Source organism: Desulfarculaceae bacterium, from assembly GCA_020444545.1.
Taxonomy (GTDB): Bacteria; Desulfobacterota; Desulfarculia; order Desulfarculales; family Desulfarculaceae; genus Desulfoferula.
On the sequence record JAHLKT010000001.1, the window covers coordinates 228,319 to 250,153 of the forward strand.

At 69.3% G+C, this 21,835-nt stretch carries 18 protein-coding genes and 1 tRNA gene; 13 read left to right on the plus strand and 6 right to left on the minus strand.

The features are described 5' to 3' along the window. The first annotated feature begins 63 nt into the window (after positions 1-63). Together argC and truA are read left to right on the plus strand one after the other, a co-directional pair. Positions 64-1,101, plus strand: coding sequence for an N-acetyl-gamma-glutamyl-phosphate reductase (argC, locus tag KQH53_01080; GenBank protein ID MCB2225240.1), 1,038 nt, complete (start codon positions 64-66; stop codon positions 1,099-1,101). Between the two features lie 14 nt (positions 1,102-1,115). Further along, complete coding sequence (truA, locus tag KQH53_01085) at positions 1,116-1,958, plus strand: tRNA pseudouridine(38-40) synthase TruA (protein MCB2225241.1); 843 nt, start codon at positions 1,116-1,118, stop codon at positions 1,956-1,958. A gap of 435 nt (positions 1,959-2,393) precedes the next feature. Here the strand turns inward: truA and KQH53_01090 are convergent, their stop codons facing one another. Beyond that, positions 2,394-2,579, minus strand: a complete 186-nt coding sequence (locus tag KQH53_01090) for a hypothetical protein (GenBank protein MCB2225242.1) — start codon at positions 2,577-2,579, stop codon at positions 2,394-2,396. Positions 2,580-2,772: 193 nt separating this feature from the next. Here KQH53_01090 and mutL point away from each other — a divergent pair, with 193 nt between their 5' ends. The 11 genes from mutL (at position 2,773) to KQH53_01145 (ending at position 14,305) form a co-directional block, all read left to right on the plus strand. After that, entirely contained in the window at positions 2,773-4,581 is a 1,809-nt protein-coding gene (gene mutL / locus KQH53_01095; protein MCB2225243.1) for a DNA mismatch repair endonuclease MutL, read from the plus strand. After that, complete coding sequence (gene miaA, locus KQH53_01100; protein MCB2225244.1) at positions 4,571-5,503, plus strand: tRNA (adenosine(37)-N6)-dimethylallyltransferase MiaA; 933 nt, start codon at positions 4,571-4,573, stop codon at positions 5,501-5,503. The genes mutL and miaA overlap by 11 nt, the downstream gene beginning before the upstream one ends. 5 nt (positions 5,504-5,508) lie before the next feature. Beyond that, a complete protein-coding gene (locus tag KQH53_01105; protein MCB2225245.1) occupies positions 5,509-7,110 on the plus strand; it encodes a hypothetical protein in 1,602 nt (533 codons plus the stop codon). Between the two features lie 91 nt (positions 7,111-7,201). Beyond that, positions 7,202-7,276, plus strand: a tRNA-Val gene (locus KQH53_01110). Positions 7,277-7,371: 95 nt separating this feature from the next. Beyond that, a complete protein-coding gene (thrS, locus tag KQH53_01115) occupies positions 7,372-9,294 on the plus strand; it encodes a threonine--tRNA ligase (GenBank protein MCB2225246.1) in 1,923 nt (640 codons plus the stop codon). 43 nt (positions 9,295-9,337) lie between these two features. Further along, positions 9,338-9,859, plus strand: coding sequence for a translation initiation factor IF-3 (gene infC / locus KQH53_01120; protein ID MCB2225247.1), 522 nt, complete (start codon positions 9,338-9,340; stop codon positions 9,857-9,859). 39 nt (positions 9,860-9,898) lie between these two features. Then, positions 9,899-10,096 (plus strand): 50S ribosomal protein L35, encoded by a 198-nt coding sequence (gene rpmI / locus KQH53_01125; protein ID MCB2225248.1) that lies wholly within the window; start codon positions 9,899-9,901, stop codon positions 10,094-10,096. A gap of 28 nt (positions 10,097-10,124) precedes the next feature. Further along, the gene (gene rplT, locus KQH53_01130; GenBank protein MCB2225249.1) at positions 10,125-10,478 is read left to right on the plus strand and encodes a 50S ribosomal protein L20; all 354 of its coding nucleotides are present in this window, start codon (positions 10,125-10,127) and stop codon (positions 10,476-10,478) included. Positions 10,479-10,491: 13 nt separating this feature from the next. Further along, on the plus strand, positions 10,492-11,505 hold the full coding sequence (pheS, locus tag KQH53_01135) for a phenylalanine--tRNA ligase subunit alpha (protein MCB2225250.1): 1,014 nt from the start codon (positions 10,492-10,494) through the stop codon (positions 11,503-11,505). A 9-nt stretch (positions 11,506-11,514) separates the two neighbouring features. Further along, positions 11,515-13,935: a phenylalanine--tRNA ligase subunit beta gene (pheT, locus tag KQH53_01140; protein ID MCB2225251.1), complete on the plus strand. Its 2,421-nt coding sequence runs from the start codon at positions 11,515-11,517 to the stop codon at positions 13,933-13,935. Positions 13,936-13,981: 46 nt separating this feature from the next. Next, positions 13,982-14,305, plus strand: a complete 324-nt coding sequence (locus KQH53_01145) for a MerR family transcriptional regulator (protein MCB2225252.1) — start codon at positions 13,982-13,984, stop codon at positions 14,303-14,305. Between the two features lie 172 nt (positions 14,306-14,477). On the opposite strand, the gene KQH53_01150 is transcribed toward KQH53_01145, so the two are convergent. The 5 genes from KQH53_01150 to KQH53_01170 form a co-directional block, all read right to left on the minus strand. Next, positions 14,478-15,194, minus strand: a complete 717-nt coding sequence (locus tag KQH53_01150) for a hypothetical protein (GenBank protein MCB2225253.1) — start codon at positions 15,192-15,194, stop codon at positions 14,478-14,480. Beyond that, positions 15,191-16,573 (minus strand): YihY/virulence factor BrkB family protein, encoded by a 1,383-nt coding sequence (locus tag KQH53_01155; GenBank protein ID MCB2225254.1) that lies wholly within the window; start codon positions 16,571-16,573, stop codon positions 15,191-15,193. The genes KQH53_01150 and KQH53_01155 overlap by 4 nt, the downstream gene beginning before the upstream one ends. Before the next feature lie 84 nt (positions 16,574-16,657). Then, positions 16,658-18,484: a hypothetical protein gene (locus KQH53_01160; GenBank protein MCB2225255.1), complete on the minus strand. Its 1,827-nt coding sequence runs from the start codon at positions 18,482-18,484 to the stop codon at positions 16,658-16,660. After that, positions 18,484-20,208: an adenine deaminase gene (gene ade / locus KQH53_01165; protein MCB2225256.1), complete on the minus strand. Its 1,725-nt coding sequence runs from the start codon at positions 20,206-20,208 to the stop codon at positions 18,484-18,486. The genes KQH53_01160 and ade overlap by 1 nt, the downstream gene beginning before the upstream one ends. Next, positions 20,205-21,827: an AAA family ATPase gene (locus KQH53_01170; protein ID MCB2225257.1), complete on the minus strand. Its 1,623-nt coding sequence runs from the start codon at positions 21,825-21,827 to the stop codon at positions 20,205-20,207. The genes ade and KQH53_01170 overlap by 4 nt, the downstream gene beginning before the upstream one ends. Positions 21,828-21,835: the final 8 nt, after the last annotated feature.

The following is a 21,835-nucleotide window of genomic DNA, read 5'->3' on the forward strand; positions in this document are numbered from 1 at the left end:
CTTCAGCTCGCTATTCCGGGGAAGGTCCAAGCGGGCCTTCCCCTTCTTTTTGGGGAGAATGCCATGATTCCGGTCGCCATCATGGGAGGCTCCGGTTACACCGGAGTGGAGTTAATGAGGCTTATCGCCGGGCATCCCGGCCTGGAGCTGAGCGCGGTGAGCTCGGCCCAGTTCAAGGACCAGCCAGTGGACGCGGTCTTCGGTGCCCTGGAAGGCATGGGGAAATTGAGCTTCGTGGACCACGACCCGGCCACCCTGGCCGGGGGCGCGCAGCTGGTTTTCCTGGCCGTGCCCCACAAGGCGGCCATGGCCGCCGCGCCGGCCCTCCTGGACGCCGGGGCCAAGGTGGTGGACCTCTCGGCCGACTTCCGGCTGCGGGACCGGGCGGTGTACGAAGAGTGGTACGCCCCCCACAGCGCGCCCGAGCTGCTTTCCGAGGCGGTGTACGGCCTGCCCGAGTTCTACCGCGATGAGATCCCCGGGGCCCGGCTGGTGGCCAACCCCGGCTGCTACGTGACCAGCGTGCTGGTGGCTTTGGCGCCACTACTCAAGGCCGGTCTGGTGGAGCCCGAAGGCCTCATCGCGGACAGCGCCTCGGGCGTGTCCGGCGCGGGGCGCTCGGCCAAGTTGGGCCTGATCCACGGCGAGGTGCACGAGAACTTCAAGGCCTACGCGGTGGACGGCCACAGGCACACCCCGGAGATGGAGCAGGAGCTTTCCGTGGCTGCTGGCCAAGAGGTGCGGCTCACCTTCACCCCGCATCTGTTGCCCATGGACCGGGGCATCCTGAGCACCATCTACGCCCGGCCTCGGGCAGGCGCGGACGCGGAAGCGGTGCGGGAGTGCTGGCAGGCGGCCTATGGCGACGAGCCCTTCATCCGGCCCCTGCCCCCCGGGCGGCTGCCCGCCTGCAAGGAGGTGCGGGGCACCAACCGGGTGCAGCTCGGCGTGGCCGTGGACCCGCGCTCCGGGCTCATCAAGCTGTTCTCGGCCCTGGACAACCTGTGCAAGGGCGCCAGCGGCCAGGCCATGCAGAACGCCAACCTCATGCTGGGCCTGGGCGAGACCGAGGGCCTGACCGAGCTGGCCTGCACCCCGTAGGGGCGGCCATGGGCATGGAGCCACCCACCCTCTGGGAGCGCCTGGCCGGCCGTTTCCCGCCCCTGGACCTGCCCTTCGTGGAGCGGGAGCCGGAAGGCGAGAGCCGCCGGTTGGCCTTGGCGGTGGCCTATCGCGGGGCGGGCTTTGCCGGCTGGCAGGTGCAGCCCGGCGAGCCCACCATCCAGGGGGCGGTGGAGGCCGCCCTGTCGCGCCTGTGCGACCAGCCTATCCGCATCGAGGCCTCGGGCCGCACCGACGCCGGCGTCAACGCCTGGGGCCAGGTGGCCAGCTTCAGCACCACCAGCCGCCTGGCCGCGCCGGAGATGCTCAGGGGGCTCAGGGCCCTGTTGCCTGGCGGCGTGTGGCCCCGCGCCCTGGGGCCGGTGGCCGAGGATTTCCACGCCCGCTTCAGCGCCCAGGGCAAGACCTACCATTATTACCTCTGGCCCCGGGCCGAGGCCCCGCTGTTCTTGGAGCCCCACTGCTGGCCGCTAAAGGCCGGGCTGGACCTGGCGGCCATGCGCGCCGCCCTGGCAGGGCTGGTGGGCGAGGTGGACCTGGCCGCGTTCTCCACCGCCGGGTCCGAGCCGGGCCTGACCACCAGGCGCATGATCCACCGCGCCGAGCTGAACCAGCTTTCCGACGGCATGGTGGAGCTTCGCCTCACGGCCAGCGGCTTTTTGCGCCACAGCGTACGCAATCTGGCGGGCAGTCTGGTGCAGGTAGGCCGGGGCGAGCTGTTGCCCCAGGCCATGGCCGAGATGGCCGCCGCGGGCAGCCGCCTCTACTCCGGGCCCAAGGCCCCGCCCCAGGGGCTCTACCTGGCCAAGGTTTTCTACACGAGAGCGCCGGAGTAAAGGGCGTTTCTTGTCGCGCCCAGAACGGCGCGACCCCAATAGCAGAGCTATTGGGGGCAGCAGGAAAAAAAAGCAGGTTGCTCTCGTCCCCCCACTTCCCCACACATCACGCCTTGTCATTGCGAGGAGCGGCTTCTTGGCCGCGACGCGGCAATCTCTGCCCGCCAGCAGGTGACCTCGTGGCTTTAGTGTGGTGCGTAAGGAAAGTTGCCCAAGCTTGCGAGAGAGGGGGAGCCAACTCCAGGGAAGATGGCCACGGCCCGCCGCAAACAGCTCTCCACTTTCTACAACCGCCTTGGGCGGCGGCCCTCGCCATGACAACTATTTCGGGGAAATTGAGGAAGCGGCCCTTTGGCCGGATTTATTGTCGCGCCCAGAACGGCGCGACCCCGATAGACAAGCTATCGGGGCCGGCAGACAGGGGGCGATAAGGCCTTAGCCTTTGTCCTTGCCCAGCGTATCTTTCAGGGTGTTGTAGACTTGGGGAAAGGCCTCTTCGAACGCGGCCACGGACATGCGGCCGCTCTCGATGAACTTGACGATGATCTCCTTGGAGGCCTTGAGCAAGGACTCCTGGCGCGGGGTCAGGCGGTCCAGAGGCGGCTCTTTTTTGGGGCTCATGCGTCGGCTCCTTGTTCCCGCCGGGTCACCCCGCAGGAAGGAAGAAGGCACTCCATAGTTCCCAGCGGGGGCCCGGCACGAAGATAAACCTTGGGGGCCCATCCCCGGCCCGGCCAGCTTACACCAGCCTTGCGCGCGACACAAGCGCCCGTGGTGGTCAGCCCCGTGGGGGCTGTGCTATATCTTCTAGACTATGCAAGCTATTATCCCCCCCAGACCGGTCCGCCTGCTGCCCGAGGAAGTCGCCAACCAGATCGCCGCCGGCGAGGTGGTGGAGCGCCCGGCCAGCGTGCTCAAGGAGCTGGTGGAAAACGCCCTGGACGCTGGGGCCCGGCGTATCGCGGTGGAGGTGGCCGCCGGGGGGCGCAAGCTGATCCGGGTGGTGGACGACGGCGCGGGCATGGGGCCCGACGATCTCTTGATGGCCCTGGAGCGCCACGCCACCAGCAAGGTGGCCAGCGCGGCGGACCTGACCCATGTGGGCTCCCTGGGCTTCCGGGGCGAGGCCCTGCCCTCCATCGCGGCGGTGAGCCGGATGCTGCTCCGCTCGCGGCGGGAGAGTGACGAGGCGGGCTCCCAGGCGCGGGTGGAAGGCGGGGCCATCAAGGCGGTGGAAGAGGTGGGCTGCCCGGTGGGCACCCTGGTGGAGGTCAAGGACCTTTTCTTCAACACCCCGGCGCGGCGCAAGTTTTTAAAGAGCCAGGCCACGGAAAGCGGCCACCTGGCCGGGGCCCTGGTGCGCCTGGCTCTGGCCCGGCCCGAGGTGGCCTTCCGCTACAGCGTGGGCAATCAGGTGACCTACGATCTGTCCGGCGGCCAGGATCTGGCGGTGCGGGCCGCGTCCCTGCTGGGCCGCGCCTCGGCCGAGGCCATGGTGCGCCTGGAGGAGAGCGAGGATGTGCTGGGCCTGGAGGGCCTGGCCGGGCTGCCTTCGCTGAGCCGCTCGACCGCGGACCAGGTTTATACCTTTGTGAACGGCCGTTTCGTGCGCGACAAGGTGCTCTTGCACGCGGTGAACCAAGCCTATCGCGGGCTCATGCCCGACAACCGCAGGCCGGTGGTGGTGCTGCACCTTACCCTGGACCCGGAGCTGGTGGACGTGAATGTGCACCCGGCCAAGACCGAGGTGCGCTTCACCCGCTCCCAGGAGGTGCACGACGCCCTGGCCCGGGCCCTGCGGCGGGGCCTGAGCAAGGGGCGCGGCGTGAAGCCCAGCGCCCGGCCGGTGGTGGCCCAGGGCGCCCCGCCCCGGCCCTATGCCGCGCCCGCGCGGGGGCCCGCGGCCCCGCCGCCCCGGGTGGCCGAGCCCAGTGCGCCGTCGCGCCCGGCCGAGCACGCCTCCCCGCCTCCCCCGGCGGACGCCGCCCTGCCCGGCGGCGCGGCCAAGCGTCTGCAACCGCTCTACACCAAGGCCGAGGAGCTCACGGTGATCGGCCAGCTGCACGGGCTCTACGTGCTCTGCTCCTCGCCCCAGGGCCTGGTGCTGGTGGACCAGCACGCGGCCCACGAGCGCCTGACCTACGAGCGGCTAAAGGCGGGCCTGGCCCGGGGCGAGCTGCCCCGCCAGGGACTGTTGTCGCCCCTGACCATGGAGCTGAGCCCCGGCGAGGCGGCCTGGGCCGGGGAGCAGGCCGAGCAGTGGGCCCGTTTGGGCCTGGAGCTGGAGCCCTTCGGCGGGGCCACCTGGGCCATCCAGGCGGTTCCGCCCCATCTGGCCGGGGGCGACCCCCGCCCGGCGGTGCGCGACCTGCTCAGCCAGATGAGCGCCAGCGGCCTGGAGGCGGAGACCCCGGAGTTTGTGGAGACCGCGCTCCGCTCCCTGGCCTGCCACGGCTCGGTGCGCCAGGGCCAGCGGCTCAAGCCCCGCGAGCTGGAGGAGCTGGTGGACCAGATCTGCCAGCTGCCCGCGCCCCTCACCTGCCCCCACGGCCGCCCGGTGATGCTCCTGCTCACCCGCCACGAGCTGGACCGCCAGTTCCGCCGGAGCGGCGATGGCTCCTGAGGCACCGGCCCTGGTGGTGCTGGCCGGGCCCACCGCGGCGGGCAAGACCGCCCTTTCCCTGCGCCTGGCCCGCGAGCACCACGCCGAAATCGTGGGCGCGGACAGCGTGCAGGTCTACCGGGGCCTGGACATCGGCTCGGCCAAACCCACCCCCGGGGAGCAGGCGCAGGCGCGGCATCACCTGATCGACATGGCCGACCCGGCCGAGGGCTTCTCGGCCGCGCGCTACGCGGAGCTGGCCCAGGCGGCCATCGCGGACATCCACGCCCGGGGCAAAAAAGCCCTGGTGGTGGGCGGCACGGGCTTGTACATCAAGGCCCTGCTCTGGGGACTGGTCCCGGTCCCGGAGGTGGACCCCGCGCTGCGGGCAGAGCTGGCCGAGGCCTGGGACGAGCAAGGTGCCGAAGCCATGCACGCCCGCCTGGCCGAGCGCGACCCCGAGGCCGCCGCCCGCCTGCACCCCAACGACCGCCAGCGGGTGCTACGGGCCCTGGAGGTGTGCCTCCAGACCGGCGAGCCCTTCAGCCGCCGGCAGGAGAAACACAAGCAAAGCGAGCCGCGTTACGCGCATTTGTTCATCGGCCTGGAGCGGCCCCGCGAGGAGCTGAACCAGCGCATCGAGACCCGCGCCCGGGCCATGTGGCAGGGCGGGCTCCTGGCCGAGGTGGAGGGCCTGCTGGCCGCGGGCACGCCCCCGGAAGCGCCGGGCCTGGCCACCCTGGGCTATCGCCAGGCCGTGGCCGCCTTGAGCGGGACCATGCAGCCTGATGACGCGCTGTTTGATATGATTAAGGCAACCAAGGCCTACGCCAAGCGGCAGCTCACCTGGTTCCGCGGGGTGGAGGGCCTGCACTGGCACAATGCCGACGACCACGCGGGCGTCAGCCAACGGGTGGCCGGCTTCTGGTCCCATAAGGGGTAGCGACGATGAAGAGCCTGATCAAGCTGCTGGTTATCCTGGCCCTGGTGCTTTCGGCCCTGCCGGCCGGGGCCGACACCTTCATGGTGATGGGCCGCGCCCCCTTGGGGAGCAACGAGGCGGCGGCCAAGGACGCGGCCGTGGCCGACGCCCTTTCCCGGGCCGTGGCCCAGGCGGCGGTCAGCTCTCTGGACCCGGCCACCCTCAGGTCCAACCTGTCCCTGTTGCAGCAGCAGGTGTTGGCCGACTCCAAGCGCTACATCACCAACTACTCCCTGGTGGCCTCGGCCCCCTCGGGCCAGGACTTCCTGGCCCTGGTTTCGGTTACCATCGACCAGCGGGCCCTGACCCAGGCCCTGATCCGCGCGGCGCTCAAGCTGCCCACCTCCCATTTGGGCACCATGCTGATCATGGTGAGCGAGGAGACCGCTCCCGGGCGGCCGCCGGTGTACTGGTGGTCCGGGCTGCCCGGCGCGCCCGAGGCCCCGGCTCCCCTGGCCAAGGTGCTCAAGGGCATGGGCATCCGCATCGTGAACCCCAGGCCCCTCAAGGCCCTGTTGACCCCGGACATGCGCCAGCCGGTGCTCTCGGAGTCCCAGGCCCTGGAGTTCGCGCGCCAGGCCGGGGCCCAGGTGGTGCTCCTGGGCAGCATCCGCACCTATCCCCTGGTGACTCCCCAAACGATCGTCCCGCCGCCCCTGGTGCAGCTATTAGCCCTGAACACCGCCTCGGGCCAGGTCATAACCATCGAGGAGACCGAAGGGCCCACCTTCCACGCCACCCCCGAGCCGAGCGCCTATCCCAAGATCCTGGCCCAGGTGGAGGACTCGGTGCGCAATCTCATGGCCCGGCTCTCGGCCAAGCTGGGCGATGCCGGCCCGGCGGCCCGCGAGATCGCCCTCAAGGTCTCGGGAGTGCGCTCGTTGGGCCAGCTCATGCGCCTGGAAAAGGCCATGATGAGCATGAGCGACATGGTGGAGTCGGTGCAGCGGGTCTCGGCCGGCGCGGGCAAGGCCAGCTTCTCCCTGGTTCTCAAGGGCTCGCCCTCGGCCTTGGCTGACAAGCTAATGGTGCAGAATTACGGCGATTTCCTCATCAACGTGGTGGAGCAGGACAAGCGGGCCCTGGAGGTGGTGATCATACCCCGCCAGCCGGGCAGCCAGGGCGCGCCCTATCCCGGAGCCATGGCGCCCAGCCAGTCCGGCCCGCAATATGCCCCGGATCGCTGGAAGATCGGCCCGGACGGGCGCAAAAAACAGGACGACCAGCAGGAGAAAAAGGCCTATCCCTGGGAGCAGGGCGGCCAGCAGCAAAAGGCCCCCCAGGGCGGCCAGCAGCAGCAGCCCCAGCAGCAGCAACAGGAGCAACCGCAGCAACAGGAGCAACAGCAGCAAAAGCAGCAGCTTTATCCCTGGGAACAGGGGCAAAGCGGCCAGGGAAATCAGGCCCAAAGCGGCGGCGCGCAGCAGGTCCCGCAAAAGGCCGGCAGCGCCAACCAGCCGAATACGAAACAAAATATTAATCCCGCCGCCGCCCAGGGCACCGGAAACGGCAGCGGAGCCAGCGGCGGCTCGGGCAAGGTTGCCTACCCCTGGGAACAGAGTCAGTGACAAAGCGCCCCCACGGGCTCCGGAAGCGCCTCCGGGCGGTGATTCCGGTTGACAGTGTAGGGTGCGGCTGGTAGAAGAAGGTTTCAATTTCAGGCACGTAGCTCAGGGGGAGAGCGCTACCCTGACACGGTAGAGGTCCCGGGTTCAAATCCCGGCGTGCCTACCAGACCCGGCCTGGACCGCAGGCCCCAAGAGCCGGCAACTAGCCGGGTAGGGGCCTTGCGCCAGGTGAAGGGAGTTTTGTTTGTTTTGGCCCAAGACATGAGCGCCAGCAGCGAATACATCTCCGCCTCCGAGGCCCTGTCCGCTCAGGACCCCAAAGCGGCCAAAAAAGCCATCGCCGCCCGCGATAACGGACGGCTCTTGGACCTCTCCGCCCCGGTGGCCCCGGGCGCGGAGCTCACTCCCGTTCTGCCCGGCGACCCCGAGGCCCTGGACATCCTGCGCCATTCCGCCGCCCACATCATGGCCGAGGCGGTCAAGGAGCTGTTCCCCGGGGTCAAGGTGGCCATCGGCCCGTCCATCCAGGACGGCTTTTACTACGATTTCGACTACGAGCGCCCCTTCACCCCCGAGGACCTTCCGGCCATCGAGCAGAAGATGACCGAGATAGTCCGGCAGAACGCCCCCTTTGAGCACGACCTGTGGGACAAGGGCCAGGCGCTTAAATTTTTCGGCGACGAGGGCGAGAATTTCAAGCTGGAGCTGATAGAGGGCTTGGAGGACGACCAGGTGGGCATCTACCGCCAGGGCGCCTTCACCGACCTCTGCCGCGGCCCCCACATCCCCTCCACCGGCAAGCTGGGCGCCTTCAAGCTCCTGAGCGTGGCCGGGGCCTATTGGCGGGGCGATGAAAAGGGCCCCATGCTCAGCCGCATCTACGGTACCGCCTTTTTTGACCGCAAGGAGCTCAAGCGCCACTTGCAGCTCATCGAGGAGGCCAAGAAACGCGACCACCGCAAGCTGGGCCGCGAGCTGGAGCTGTTCAGCTTCCACGACGAGATCGGCGCGGGCATGGTGGTGTGGCATCCCCGGGGCATGATCCTTCGCAACCTCATCGAGAGCCTGGAGCGGGCCGAGCACCTTCGGCGCGGCTACTCCATGGTGCAGGGCCCCCAGATCCTCAAGCGGGAGCTGTGGGAGCGTTCGGGGCATTTCGACAACTACCGCGAGAACATGTATTTCACGGAAGTCGACGAGATCGCCTACGGCATCAAGCCCATGAACTGCCTGGCCCACATGCTCATCTACAAGTCCAAGCGCCGCTCCTATCGCGAGCTGCCGCTGCGCTACTTCGAGCTGGGCCTGGTGCACCGCCACGAGAAAAGCGGCGTGTTGCACGGGCTGACCAGGGTGCGCGCCTTCACCCAGGACGACGCCCACCTCATCTGCCGGCCGGACCAGCTGGAGGACGAGATCCTGGCGGTGATGGACTTTGTCACCGACTTCATGGAGCTCTTCGGCTTCGAGTACACCCTGGAGCTCTCCACCCGGCCCGAGAAGTCCATCGGCAGCGACGAGGACTGGGACCGGGCCACCGCCGCGCTGACCAAGGCCCTGGAGGCCAGCGGCAAGGACTACGAGATCAACGAGGGCGACGGCGCCTTCTACGGCCCCAAGATCGACTTTAAGCTCTACGACGCCCTGAAGCGCTCTTGGCAGTGCGCCACCATCCAGTGCGACTTCACCCTGCCCGACCGCTTCGAGCTGACCTACACCGACGCGGACGGCGAGGCCAAGCGGCCGGTGATGCTGCACCGGGTGATCCTGGGCTCCATCGAGCGCTTCATCGGCGTATTGGTGGAGCACTTCGCCGGGGCCTTCCCCCTGTGGCTGGCTCCGGAGCAGGTGCGCGTGCTCACCGTGACCGACCGGGCCGACGAGTGGGCCCAGGAGATCACCGGCGCCCTCAAGGACGCCGACATCAGGGCCGAGGTGGATCTGCGCAACGAAAAGCTGGGCGCCAAGGTGCGCGAGGCCCAGCTCATGAAAGTTCCTTACATGGTCATCCTGGGCGACCGAGAGGTTGACCAGCGCGAGGTGACCCCGCGCCTACGCAGCGGCAAGAACCTCGAGACCATGGACCTGGAGAGCTTCATCAAGATGCTCAAGGAGGAGGAGGCCGAACCCGTGGAGCGACTGCGCCGAAGAGGGCGGGAGCGCCGGGCGGCCAAGGGGTTCTAGGTCAGCAGAACCCCCGATTGGTGAGAAGAGGAGGAGAAGGACCATAGCCAAGCAAGAACGCGTGCGGGTGAATACCGCGATTCGCTCCCCCATGGTGCGATTGGTGGACCACGAGGGAAACCAGGTGGGAGTGGTGGATACGGATGAGGCCATGAGGATCGCGTCCGAGGCCGGCATGGACTTGGTGGAGGTGGCGCCCAACGCCGATCCGCCGGTCTGCCGGGTGATGGACTACGGCAAGTACAAGTATCAGCAGGCCAAGAAGGCCCAGGAAGCCAAGAAGCGTCAGAGCCTGACCCAGGTCAAGGAGGTAAAACTCCGGCCCAAGATCGAGGATCACGACTTCGGCTTCAAGATGCGCAACGCCAGGCGTTTTCTGGAGGAGCGCAACCGGGTCAAGATCACGGTGCAGTTCCGGGGCCGCGAGATCGCCTACCCCGAACTGGGCGTGCAGCTGCTGAGGCGGGTGCTGGAGGATCTGACCGACATCGGCCAGCCCGACGGCGAACCCCGCATGGAGGGCCGCTTCATGCACGTGTTCATCTCGCCGCGCTCGGCCAACTGAGGCCGGGCCGGATATATAAGGAAACGGAGTCATAAGAGCATGCCCAAGATCAAAACCAACCGCGCCGCGGCCAAGCGTTTCAAGGCCACCGGCGGGGGGCGCATCAGGCGCAACAAGGCGTACGCCAGCCACATTTTGACCAAGAAGACCACCAAGCGTAAGCGCGGCCTGCGCCAGGGCGCCCTGGTGGACCAAGCCAACGAAAAGGGAATCAAGCGCCTGCTGCCCAACCTGTAGGGCACTTAAGCGCGGGAGATAAGAGACCATGCCTCGAGTAAGACGCGGATTCAAAGCCCGCCGGCGCCGCAACAAGGTGCTCAAAGCCGCCAAGGGTTTCGTGGGCGGCCGCCGCAAGCTGCTGCGTTCGGCCAGTGAAAGCGTGGAACGCGCCATGTCTTTCGCTTATCGCGACCGCAAGGTGAAGAAGCGCCAGTTCCGCAAGCTGTGGATCGTGCGCATCAACGCCGCGGCCCGCGAGCAGGGCCTGAGCTACAGCCGCCTCATCGACGGGCTGAACAAGTCCTCGGTGGCCCTGGACCGCAAGATCCTGGCCGAGCTGGCCATCAGCGACCCCGCCGGTTTCGCGGCGGTGGCCGGCCTGGCCAAGCAGGCGGCCTAAGGGCGGCCGGCGCATGCAGCAGGAGCTGATCGAGCTAAAGAACCAGGCCCTGGCCGAGGTGTCCGACGCGGGCAGCGAGGACGCCCTGGAGCAGCTGAACACCCGTTATCTGGGACGCAAGGGCCTGCTCACCGGACTGCTGCGCAAGACCGGCACCCTGCCCCCCGAGGAGCGCCCCGCCTTCGGGCAGCTGGCCAACCAGGTCAAGAACGAGCTGGCACAGGCTTTCAGCGAGGCCGCCGCGCGTCTGAGCGCGGCCGGCCGCGCCGTGGCCTGGCGCCCGGGGGTGGACGCCACCCTGCCGGGCATCCGGCCCCGCCGGGGACGGCTGCATCCCATCACCCAGACCGAGCGCCTCATCCTGGAGGTCTTCAACCGCATGGGTTTCCAGGTGGTGGAGACCCCGGAGGTGGAGCTGGACTGGTATTGCTTCGAAGCCCTGAACATGCCCCCGGACCACCCGGCCCGGGACATGCAGGACACCTTCTACATCTCCGACCAGGTGGTGCTTCGCACCCACACCTCCTCGGCCCAGATACGCACCATGGAGAAGGTCAAGCCCCCCTTGCGCATCGTGTGCCCGGGCAAGGCCTTCCGGCGCGATTCCGACGCCACCCACACCCCCATGTTCCACCAGGTGGAGGGGCTGATGGTGGGCGAGGACATCACCTTCGCAGAGTACAAGGGCGTGATCATCAACTTCGTGCACCAGGTTTTCGGCCCCGACGTGCCGGTGCGCTTCCGCCCCAGCTTCTTCCCCTTCACCGAGCCCAGCGCCGAGGTAGACATCGGCTGCGTGGTGTGCAAGGGCGAGGGCTGCCGGGTGTGCAGCCAGACCGGCTGGTTGGAGATCCTGGGCTCGGGCATGGTGGACCCCAACGTCTTCAAGAACGTGGGCTACGATCCCGACAAGGTGACCGGCTTCGCCTTCGGCATGGGCATCGAGCGCATTGCCATGCTTCGCTGGGGCATTGACGACCTCCGGATGTTCTACGACAACGACCTTCGTTTCATCCGCCAGTTTTAGGAGTTCCTGATGCTCGTACCGCTCAATTGGTTGCGGGACTTCGTGGATTTTGACCTTTCGGCCCAAGACCTGGCCGATCTGTTGACCAACGCCGGCCTGGAAGTGGACGGGGTGATCGACCGATTTACCGGGCTCAAGAAGGTCATCTCCGCCAAGGTCCTGGCGGTCGAGCCCCATCCCAACGCCGACCGTTTGCGCCTGGCCAAGGTGGACTGCGGCAACGGGGAAACCGAGACCCTGGTCTGCGGGGCCCCCAACCTGGAAGCGGGCATGATCACGCCCATGGCCCAGGTGGGCGCGGTGTTGGGCGAGGACGAGATCGAGGTCACCAAGGCCAAGATTCGCGGCGTAGTCTCTTGCGGCATGCTCTGCTCCGAGCGCGACCTGGGCCTTAGCGACGATCACAGCGGGCTGATGAAACTGGACCCGGACGTGGAGCTGGGCCGCGAGCTGGCCGATCTGCTCAACCTGGAGACCCAGGTCCTGGAGATATCCATCACCCCCAACCGGGGCGATGCGCTCAGCGTGTTGGGCGTGGCCCGCGACGTGGCCGCCCTGTTGAACAAGCCCCTCAAGCTGCCCCCCTGCGAGCCTACCGAGCAGCAGCCGGGCATCGAGGGCCAGGCGGTGATCGAGGTGCACGACGCCCAGGCCTGCCCGCGCTACACCGGGCGTCTGGTCAAGGATGTAAAGATCGGCCCCTCGCCGCTGTGGATGCGCGACCGGCTCATGGCCTGCGGAGTGCGGCCCATCAGCAACGTGGTGGACGTGACCAACTACGTGCTCCTGGAGCTGGGCCAGCCCTTGCACGCTTTTGACTTCGCCCAGGTGGCCGGCCGCAAGATCGTGGTCAAGATGGCCGCCGAAGGCGAGAAGTTCGTGACCCTGGACGGCCAGGAGCGCACCCTCAAGGGCAGCGATCTCCTGATCTGCGACGCGGACCGGGCGGTGGGCCTGGCCGGAGTCATGGGCGGGCTCAACAGCGAGGTCACCGACGACACCACCGACGTGCTCATCGAAAGCGCCTTCTTCGATCCCCTGACCATCCGGCGCACCAGCAAGCACCTGGGGCTGAGCACCGAGGCGGCCTACCGCTTCGAGCGTGGCATCGACCTGGAGGGCTGCGCCCGGGCCAATAGCCGCGCCGCTCTGCTCATGGACGAGCTGGCCGGGGGCCAGGTGGCCGCCGGGATCATCGACGCCTACCCGGTTCCCTACCAGGCGCCCAAGATTCCCCTGAGCGTGAGCCGCACCGCCAAGTTCCTGGGCCTGCCCCTGGACAAGGACCAGGTAGCCGATCCCCTCAAGCGCCTGGGCTTGGCGGTCAGCGACGGACCGGACCAGGACGCCATCGTCGTGGAGCCGCCCGCGGTGCGCACCGACCTGGAGCGCCCGGTGGACCTCTACGAAGAGGTAGCCCGGGTGGTGGGCTACAACAACTTCCCCTCCGTGCTGCCCAAGGCCGAGATCGGGGCCGCGCCCCGGCCCTGGCCCCAGCGCGCCCGGGGCCTGGCCCGCGACGCCATGGCCGCCCAGGGCCTGGACGAGGCCATCACCTATTCCTTCGCCCACCCCAAGGCGGCGGACCAGCTGGGACTAACGCCCGACGACCCCCGCCGAGCCATCGTCAAGCTGATGAACCCGCTGAGCGAGGACCTCTCGGAGCTCCGCACCAGCCTGCTGCCCGGCCTGCTCAGCGCCGCCGCGCGCAACCTGGCCCACCGGGTGCCCGACGTGGGCCTGTTCGAGGTGGGCCGCGTGTTCATGGACCGCCCGGGCGAGACCCTGCCCCAGGAGACCTTCCGCCTGGGCGCGGTGCTGGCCGGGCTCATGGCCCCGGCCTCCTGGTATGGCGGCGAGGTGGTGGCCAGCCTGAGTCACATCAAGGGCGTGGCCGAGTATCTGGCCGCCGCCCTGGACCTGCCCGGCCTGGCCTTCGAGCTGGCCGAGGACGCCCCGCCCTATCTGGACCCGGCCGAATGGTGCCGCCTGAGCTTGCAAGGCAAGCCCCTGGGCGAGATGGGCCGCCTGAGCAAGCGCGCTGCCAAGGCCTTTGACATCGACCGCCCGGCCTACGTGCTGGACCTGGACTTCGATCTCATCGCCGAGATGGCGGTGCGCCTCAAGGAGTTCAAGCACCTGCCCCGCTACCCCGAGGTGGTGCGCGACGTGGCCCTGGTGCTTAACGAATCGGTGCGCGCCGGCGACGTCTTGAACGCGGCCCGCGCCGTGGACGACCCCTGGCTCAAGTCGGTGGAGGTCTTCGACCTGTACCGGGGCAAGCCCCTGGCCAAGGATCAGAAGTCCCTGGGCCTGCGCCTGACCTATCAGTCCGAGGAGCGCACCCTCACCTACGAGGAGGTGACCCCGGGCTACCAGGCCTTGGTGGACGGCCTCCTGGCCAAGTTCGAGGCCACATTACGCGCCTAGCGAACTTCGTGCTATAGTCACCGTAGGCGCGAGGGGAGCGGTGACCTTGGAAATACCTGACAAGCCATATCTGCGCATAGGCGAAGTGGCCCGCTTGCTGGGCACCCACACCCATGTGCTGCGCTACTGGGAAAGCTGCTTTCCCCAGCTCAAGCCGGTGCGCGCGGCCAGCGGCCAGCGCCTGTTCCATCCCTCCGACCTGGAGACCCTTTTGATCATCAAGACCCTCCTGCACGAGGAGGGCTACACCATCGCCGGGGCCAAGAAGCGCCTGGACGAGCTCTCCGGCGAGGGCGCGCCCGAGGAGCGGGCGGGCATGGTGGATCAGATCAAGGGCGAGCTGAGCGACATCCTAAAAATGTTGGATTAGTCCGGCTTCGCCAGCCACCGGAATACTGCGTTGCTGGCGTCGCTCGGCCCTCGACGTAGCTTTTGCTACGCCTCCGGCCCTCGCTAGCCAGACGCCTTGTCTTCCGGCGCCTGGCTGTGCCGGCGGTCATATTCCACGCAAATTTTCGGTTTAGTCTACGAGCAGACTGTAGTTATGCGGCCTCGCGCCTGGTAAGCGCGTAGAGATACACGGTCGTTGCGTCCTCGCCCTTGCCCAGGCGGCTGGTGGTGCGGCGCACGCTGAAGCGGGCGTCGGCCAGATCGAAGAAGCTGATGGCAAAGGGCCGCGCCTCGTGGCTGATGAAGGCGGTGCCCCCCGGAGTGAGCAGCTCGTCCAGAAGCTCCACCAGGCGGGGGTAGAGCGGTGGGTGATAGAGCACCTCGGCCCCCAGGATGGTGCCGAAGGCGCCCAGGTCCTCGGGCGGGGCGTTCCAGTCCAGGCGGCGCACGCTCACCAGATCGCCCAGGCCGCTTTTTTCCGCCGCCGCGCGGGCGAACTCCATGGCGTCGGGGTCCAGGTCGCTGAGCACCACCGGCCGCCCTCCGGCCGCGGCCACCAGGCCGGGCAGGCCCAGCCCGGCCCCCAGCTCCAACAGCGGCTCTTTGCTCTTGGTAAGACGCAGGGCGAACTGGGCCATGACCATGGCCGCGGGCCACAGCTTGGTCCAGTAGGGCAGCTCGGCCTCGCCCTCGGCCGAGGCGGCCATGCGCTTTTCGATGTACGCGGTGGGCTCGGCCAGCTCGGGCAGCCACAGGCGCGAGGCCCCCACCAGCACCTCGTTCCAGTTGAGGTCGAAGCGGTCGTTGACCCGCTCCAGGGCGCCGGGGCTTCCCGGGGCCGCGCCTTGTTGGTTCAGGGTGTCGCTCATGCGCTTTCCTCGGTCGGCTTTTGCTCGGGGGAGCAGGAAACGGGATTGCCGGGCCGGATCTCGGCCAGGTCCACCAGGCGCAGATTGCCCAGGGCCTGGTCCTCGGCCGCCTTGACCTTGCCCACCAGCTCCACCAGGGCCGGGTCCTCGCGCCTAAGTCCGCCCTCGCGGCCCTCTTCCAGGTCGCCGCGCACCGCGCCCAAAACGTGGCACACCAGGATGCGCTCCACCGAGCGGCCCGGGATCACGTGGTCCTCCAGGTTCAGCTCGGCCACCAGCCCGGCCCGCTCCATGTCGTCCACCACACTCCACACCTCGCCCTTGGGCACCCGCAGGGCCTCGGCCAGGCGGGTCACCGACCAGGGCTCGTTGCCCACCGCGAAGCTCTGGGCCACCTTCTGCATGATGCCCAGGGCCAAGGCCTCGCGCTGGGCCGGGTTCAGGTGGGTGGTGATGGCCTTGGGCGGGGTGCCCCGCTTGACCAGGTTGTGGGCGTGGGCCAGCTCGGCCCCGAACAATAGCACCTGCCAGCTGACCTGCAACCAAACCATGAACAGGGGCAGCGAGGCGAAACCGCCGTAAATGGCGTTGTAGCGCGAGACCCCCACCTGGAACTTGATGTAGATGCTCTGCACCACCCACCACAGCAGGGCGGCCACGATGCCGGCCATGAGGGCGGAGGTGAAGGGCACCCGGGTGTTGGGCAAAAAGAGATACAAAAACACGAAGGCGGCCATTATGAGCACCAGGGGCCCCAGCTTGAGGGCGAACTGGGCCAGGGGCCCCACGTAGGCGCTCTCCAGCACCCACTGCACTACTGAATGAGAGGAGAGCCCCGCCCACAGGCCGGTGGAGGCCAGCACCAAGAGAGGGCAGATGATCAGCACCGAGAGGTAGTCGGTGAACTTGCGCGCCCAGGCGCGGCCGTGGGGCGCCTCCCAGATGCGGTTGAAGGTCTCCTCCACGCTGGACAGGGTGAGCACCAGGGTGATCACCAACAGGGCCAAACCCACCATGCCCAGGGTGCCCACCTTGGTCTGCTGCACATAGGTGATTATGTACTCCAGCACCTTGGCCTGGCTGGCGGTGTACTCGTTGATCAGGAGCTTGTTCAGGGCATCGGCGAAGCCCAGGCCCTTGGCCAGGGAGAAGCTGATGGCCAGGGCGGGCACCAGGCCCAGCAGGGTGATGAAGGTGAGCGCGTTGGCCTGGAAAGGCAGGCGGTCCAGATAGGAGTTGCGCAGGGCCAGGTAGGCCACCTTGAGCGGCTTGAGCAGCACGTGCCGCCACCCGGCCCAGGGGTGGTCGCTTTTCCACATCCAGGCCAGGATATCGCGGTCGGTCCGGTCGAACCAGTCTTGCTCTTTCTTGCGCGCCAAGGGCCGCTCCTTTGCTGCGGCCAGCTTAACACCGGGGCCCCGGCCTTGCAAACCCCCGGTTGGCCAGGGTAAACCCGGCCGGGCTCAGCCCAGGGAGCAGGCGCTCTGATAGCCGCGCCAGCGGCGGCCGGTGGGCGGGGACAGCCCGGCCAGGGCGGCCACCCGGTGGCGCAGCCAAGCCCCCAGGGGCGCGAAGCCGTTCTCGCTGAGCAGCCAGGCCGGAGGCTCGCCGGGCGCGGACGGCGCGGACGCATCGCCCAGCTCGGCCAGGTCCGTGCCCGCCAAGAGCCAGGCGGCCCCGTCCCGGCTGGCCGGAGTCAGGGGAAGGCCCCCGCCCTCCCCCCGCGCGGCCGCGGCCAGGGTGGCCTCGGGGTGCGGGCCGGGCGCGGGGCGCAGGGCCACCAGGTTGGCCTCTCGCGCGGCCTGGAGCACCGCCTGGGCCAGGTCAGTGGGCTCGGGCTGGCCCGCGAAGGCCCCCACTCCCCGGAACCCCAGCGCGGGCTCGGCCTTGGCCGCCTCGGCCAGCAACAGGTTCATGGAGGGGAAGCCGGGATGCATTGTCTCGTCGATGAGCAGCATCAGCGGCGGCGGGTCCAGCCGGGACAGTAAGCCAACAACCCCGGCCAGATAGGCGTGGTCCCCTCCCTTGGCCGTGGAGGCGGCGAACTTGTCGGCCCAGGGCAGCACCAGGGGCGGGCCGCCCTGGTCGGCCAGACCGTAAACCAGGCGCAGGGCGCTGCGGCATTGCCGCTCCAAGACGGTGCAGTGGGCCAGGGCGGCGCGGGCCTGGCGGCGGGCGCGCTCCCAGGGCGGGCCGGATATGCTCAGGCCCAGGGTGCCCTGGGCCAGGGCCTCGCGCTGCTCCCCGCTCAGCCAGGGTTCGGCCTGGTCCAGGAGGGGCTGCCAGGCGGCCAGCTCCTCCCCGGCCAGGACACAGGCGGCCCGCGCTTGCCACAGGGTCCTGATCAGGCTGGGGCCTCCCAGACGGCGAGCCCGCAAATTGGCCAGCTCGGCGGCCCGCTCCCGAGGGGGCTCGGGCAGGGCGCAGTGGGCCAGAAGCGCGGCGGCCTCCTGATCCCAGGGGCCGGGCAGAGCCCAAAGGGGCGGCGCGCCCAGGGAGGCGTTGCCCAGTACGATCACCACCCGGTCCAGCTCCAGGGAGACCCGCCGCGCGACCTCGCAGGCCGCCCGGCCCTCGGCCAGGATGAGGCGGGCGGTCTGATCCAGCACCTCCAGGCCCTTTGGCCCGGCAGGCCAGGCCAGGGGCGCGGAGCCGACCGCGTCCGGGGCGTCGCCCACCAGGCGGCGGGCCAGTCCCAGGGCCTCGCGGTCCATGCCGGCCAGGCTGCCCCACCAGCCGGTGTCGGCCAGGCGGGCGATGCGCTCGGCCCGCTGGGGGCCCATCTCCATGCGGGCCAGCCACAGGCGGGGGCCGGCCGCGCCGGGCAGGGGCGTGTCCGGGGGCAAGAGGGCCACCACCCGGCGGGCCCACTCCGCCCCCTGGGCCCAGGCCAGGAGCGACTCCAGGAAGTCGTCCTCCTTGGCCACGGCCAGCTCGGCCAGGCCCTCCAGCAGCCAGGGCTCGGGCATTTCGGCGGCCAGGCGGCATAGCGCCTCGATGCCCGCCAGCAGACGCGCCCGGAGGGGCAGCTCGTCGGCCAGCTCCGGGGCGAAGAGCCACTGCCCGGCCGCCTCGCGGGCCGGGCCCGGCGCCAGGGGCAACAGGGCCAGGGCCTGCTCCAGGGCCTCGGGCCGGGCGGCCACCCAGGCGGAGAGCCAATAGCGGGCCTGGCGGGGCTCGGGCTCCTCGCCGCCTCCGGCCAAGGCCAACAGGGCGGTGATCTCGTTGCGCCCGGGCTCGGCCGAGGCCGGGTCCGTGGCCAGGAGCCTATGGGTTGCGCCCTGCTCCATCAGTCCACGAACAGCTCCACCGGCTGAAAGGCGTCAACGTCTATGAGCCCCCGGTCGCTGAGCTTGAGATGAGGGATCACCGGCAGGGCCAGGAAAGAGAGCGCCATGAAGGGCGAGGCCAGGGAGCACACCTGGGCGGCGGCGCGCTCCAGCTCGGTGAGCCCGCTGAGCAACTGCTCCAGGGGCGCGTCGCTCATCAGCCCGGCGATGGGCAGGGGCAGCTCGGCCAGGATTTCCTTGCCATGGGCCACGCACCAGCCGCCGCCCAGCTCCTTTAGGCGGCGGGCGGCGGTGAGCATGGATTGGTCGTCCACCCCGGCCACCATGAGGTTGTGCGAGTCGTGGCCCACGGTGCTGGCCAGGGCGCCGCGCTTGAGCCCCAGGCCCTTGACCAGGCCGTGGCCCACCCGGCCGGAGGCGTGGTGGCGCTCGATCACCGCCAGGCGGGCCAGGTCGCGGGCCGAGTCGGCCACCAGGCGGCCGTTCTCGACAGGCGCGTCCTCCACCAGGCTCTCGGTGATGATCTGGCCGGGGCTCACCCCGATCACCCGCGCCCGGCGGCCCGTGGCCTTCACCCGGAAGCTGGCCGCGCTCAGGGGGCCGGTGTGCATGGTGTCCTTGGCCCCCGGCGGGAAGGCGGCCCGGCAGGGGGCCAGGCACTGGCCGTCCTGGGCCACCAGGCGGCCACCAAACCAGGTTTGGCGCACCGAGAACTGCTTGAGGTCCTCCAGCACCACCAGGTCGGCCCGCCAGCCGGGCGCGATGCCCCCGCGGCGGGCCAGGCCGAAGCGCCGCGCCGGGTTGAGCGTCACCAGGCGCAGGGCGGTCATGGCATCCAGGCCGTGGGCCACGGCCAGGCGGAGCAGGCGGTCCAGGTGGCCCTCGGCGGCCAGGGTGTCGGCCTCCAGGTCGTCGCTGACCAGCAGGCAACGCCGCTCGGTGCGTTGGTTCACCAGGGGCAGCAGGGCCTCCAGGTTGTGAGCGCTGGTGCCCTGGCGGATCATCAGCCACATGCCCCGGGCCAGCTTTTCGGCCCCCTCACTGAGCAAGATGGCCTCGTGCTCGCTCTCCGGCCCGGAGGCCAGGTAGGCGCTGAGCATCTTGCCGCTCAACAGCGGCGCGTGGCCATCGCGGGGCTTGTGGCGAAAGGCCTTGAGTTTGGCCAGCACGGCGGGGTCGCCGCCCGCCGCGCCGGGAAAGTTCATCATCTCCGAAAGGCCGATGATCCGGGGGTGGCGGGCCAAGCGGCTCAGGTCGGCGGCCTCCAGATCGGCCCCGGAGTCCTCCATGCCCGTGGCCGGCACGCAGGAGGGCGCGGTGAAATAAAAGGTCATGGGCAAACGGGCGCTGGCCGCGAGCATGGCCTCCACCCCGGGCAGGCCCATGACGTTGCCGATCTCGTGGGGGTCGCCCACCAGGGCGCAGGTGCCGTGGGGGGCCATTAGCGAGGCCAGGCTGGCCGGGGCCAACAGCGAGGACTCCACGTGGATGTGGCCCTCGATAAAGGCCGGGGCCAGGTAGGCCCCATGCAGCTTGACCTCGCGGCGTCCCGAGTAAGCGCCCAGGCCCACCACCCGGCCCCGGTGCACCGCCACGCCCACGCGCTCCAGCTTGCCGGTGAACACGTTGACCACCCGGCCGCCGCTAAAGACCAACTCGGCGGGGATGTCTCCCCGGGCGGCGGCCAGGCGCTCCTGCTGAAGGGCAGTCCAGCTCTTGCTCATGCGCTTTGCTCCTCCTCGCTCTGGTAGCCCAGCCCGGCCAGACGCTCCCGCACCTGGGCCAGCTTGACCTCCCCCTCTTCGCCGCCGTCCACCAAGAGCAGGTGCTCAGCCACCTCGGGCGAGGCGTCCTCCCAGCTGGCGGCCTGGGCGGCCATCAGCTCGCGGCGGCCGTCGCTGGGCGAGATTCCCTTGGCTTCCCGCCGGGCCAGGCGGGCGCGCACCACCTCCTCGGAAGCATACACCTCCACGAAAAGAGGCGCGGCCCCTTGCTCCCGGGCCAGCTCCAGAAAACGCCGCCGCCGGGCGTCCTCGCGGAAGGAGGCGTCCACGATGACGCTGTCGCCCATGGCCAGGCGCGAGGCGGCCCGGCGGTACATGGCCTCGTAGGTGTCCTCCGTGGCCGTGGGGCCGTAGAGTCCCTGGCCCCAGGCGTCGCTGCTCTTTTGCCGGGGGTTCATGCCCGCCCGCTGCTTGCGCACCACGTCGCTGCTCAGCCGGGCCCAGCCGGTGGCCTCGGCCAGGCGGCGGGCCAGCCAACTCTTGCCGGTGCCCATCTTGCCCAGGAGGCACACCAGGAAATAAGGCGACTCGCCTCCGGCGTATTGCGCGGCCTGGCGGAAATAGGCCCGCGCCCGGGCCAGATCGCGGAAGCGCTCGGCCAGCTCCACCCCGGGGTCGTCGTGCATGAAGCCAAAGACCTTGGCCCGCACCACCGCGCGGTAGCAGAGGTAGAAATTGAGCACCTCCTCCAGGCCCCGGTCTCCGCTGGCCGCCAGATACTCTTCAATGAGCGCGGCGCGCAGCTCCGGGCGCTGGTGGTGGTCCAGGTCCATGGCCAGAAAGGCCAGGTCGCAGGCCGCGTCCTGGTGGCGGAAGCGCTGGTTGAACTCGATGCAGTCGAAGACCACCGGCGGGCCTTCCAAGGGCAGGTTGATGTTGCCCGAGTGCAGATCGCCGTGGCCGTCCACGATGTGGCCGCCGGCCACCCGCTCCTGAAACAGGCTCCAGCCTTGGCGCAAAAAGCCCAGGCTGTAGCCGCGGATGGCCTCCCAGCGGGCGGGGGCCACGCTGATGCCCTGGTAGGCCTCGGTCTGGCGGAAGTTCTCCTCCACGTTGAGGCGCACCTGCTCGGGCTTGCCGGCAAAGTCCACCTCCGGGCCGCGCCCGGCCTCGGCGTAAAAATCGGCCAGCAGGCGGGCCAGGGCGCGCACCTGCTCCGGGCTCACCTCGCCTTGCTCCAGGAGGCGGTCCATCATGCGCGCCTGGTCCAGGCGGCGCATCTTCAGCACGTACTCCCGCGCCTGACCTCCCGCGTCCAGGGGCATGAGCGCCAGGCCTTCCGGCCCCTGGGCCACGGCCAGGACCTCCAAATACACCGTGGGGGCCAGGCGGCGGTTGAGCAGAAGCTCGCGCTCGCACATGGCCTTGCGGGCCTCCAGGCTGGTGAAGTCCAAAAAGCCCAGGTCCACCGGTTTCTTGAGCTTGTAGGCGAACTCGCCCGCCAAAAAGACGTGGCTGATGTGGGTCTGGATGTGCTCCACCCCGGCGGCCGGGTGGGGATAGAAATCCGGCCGGGCCAGGGCGGAAAGCACCTGGGGATCGGTTTGGCTCTGGCTCATGCTGCACC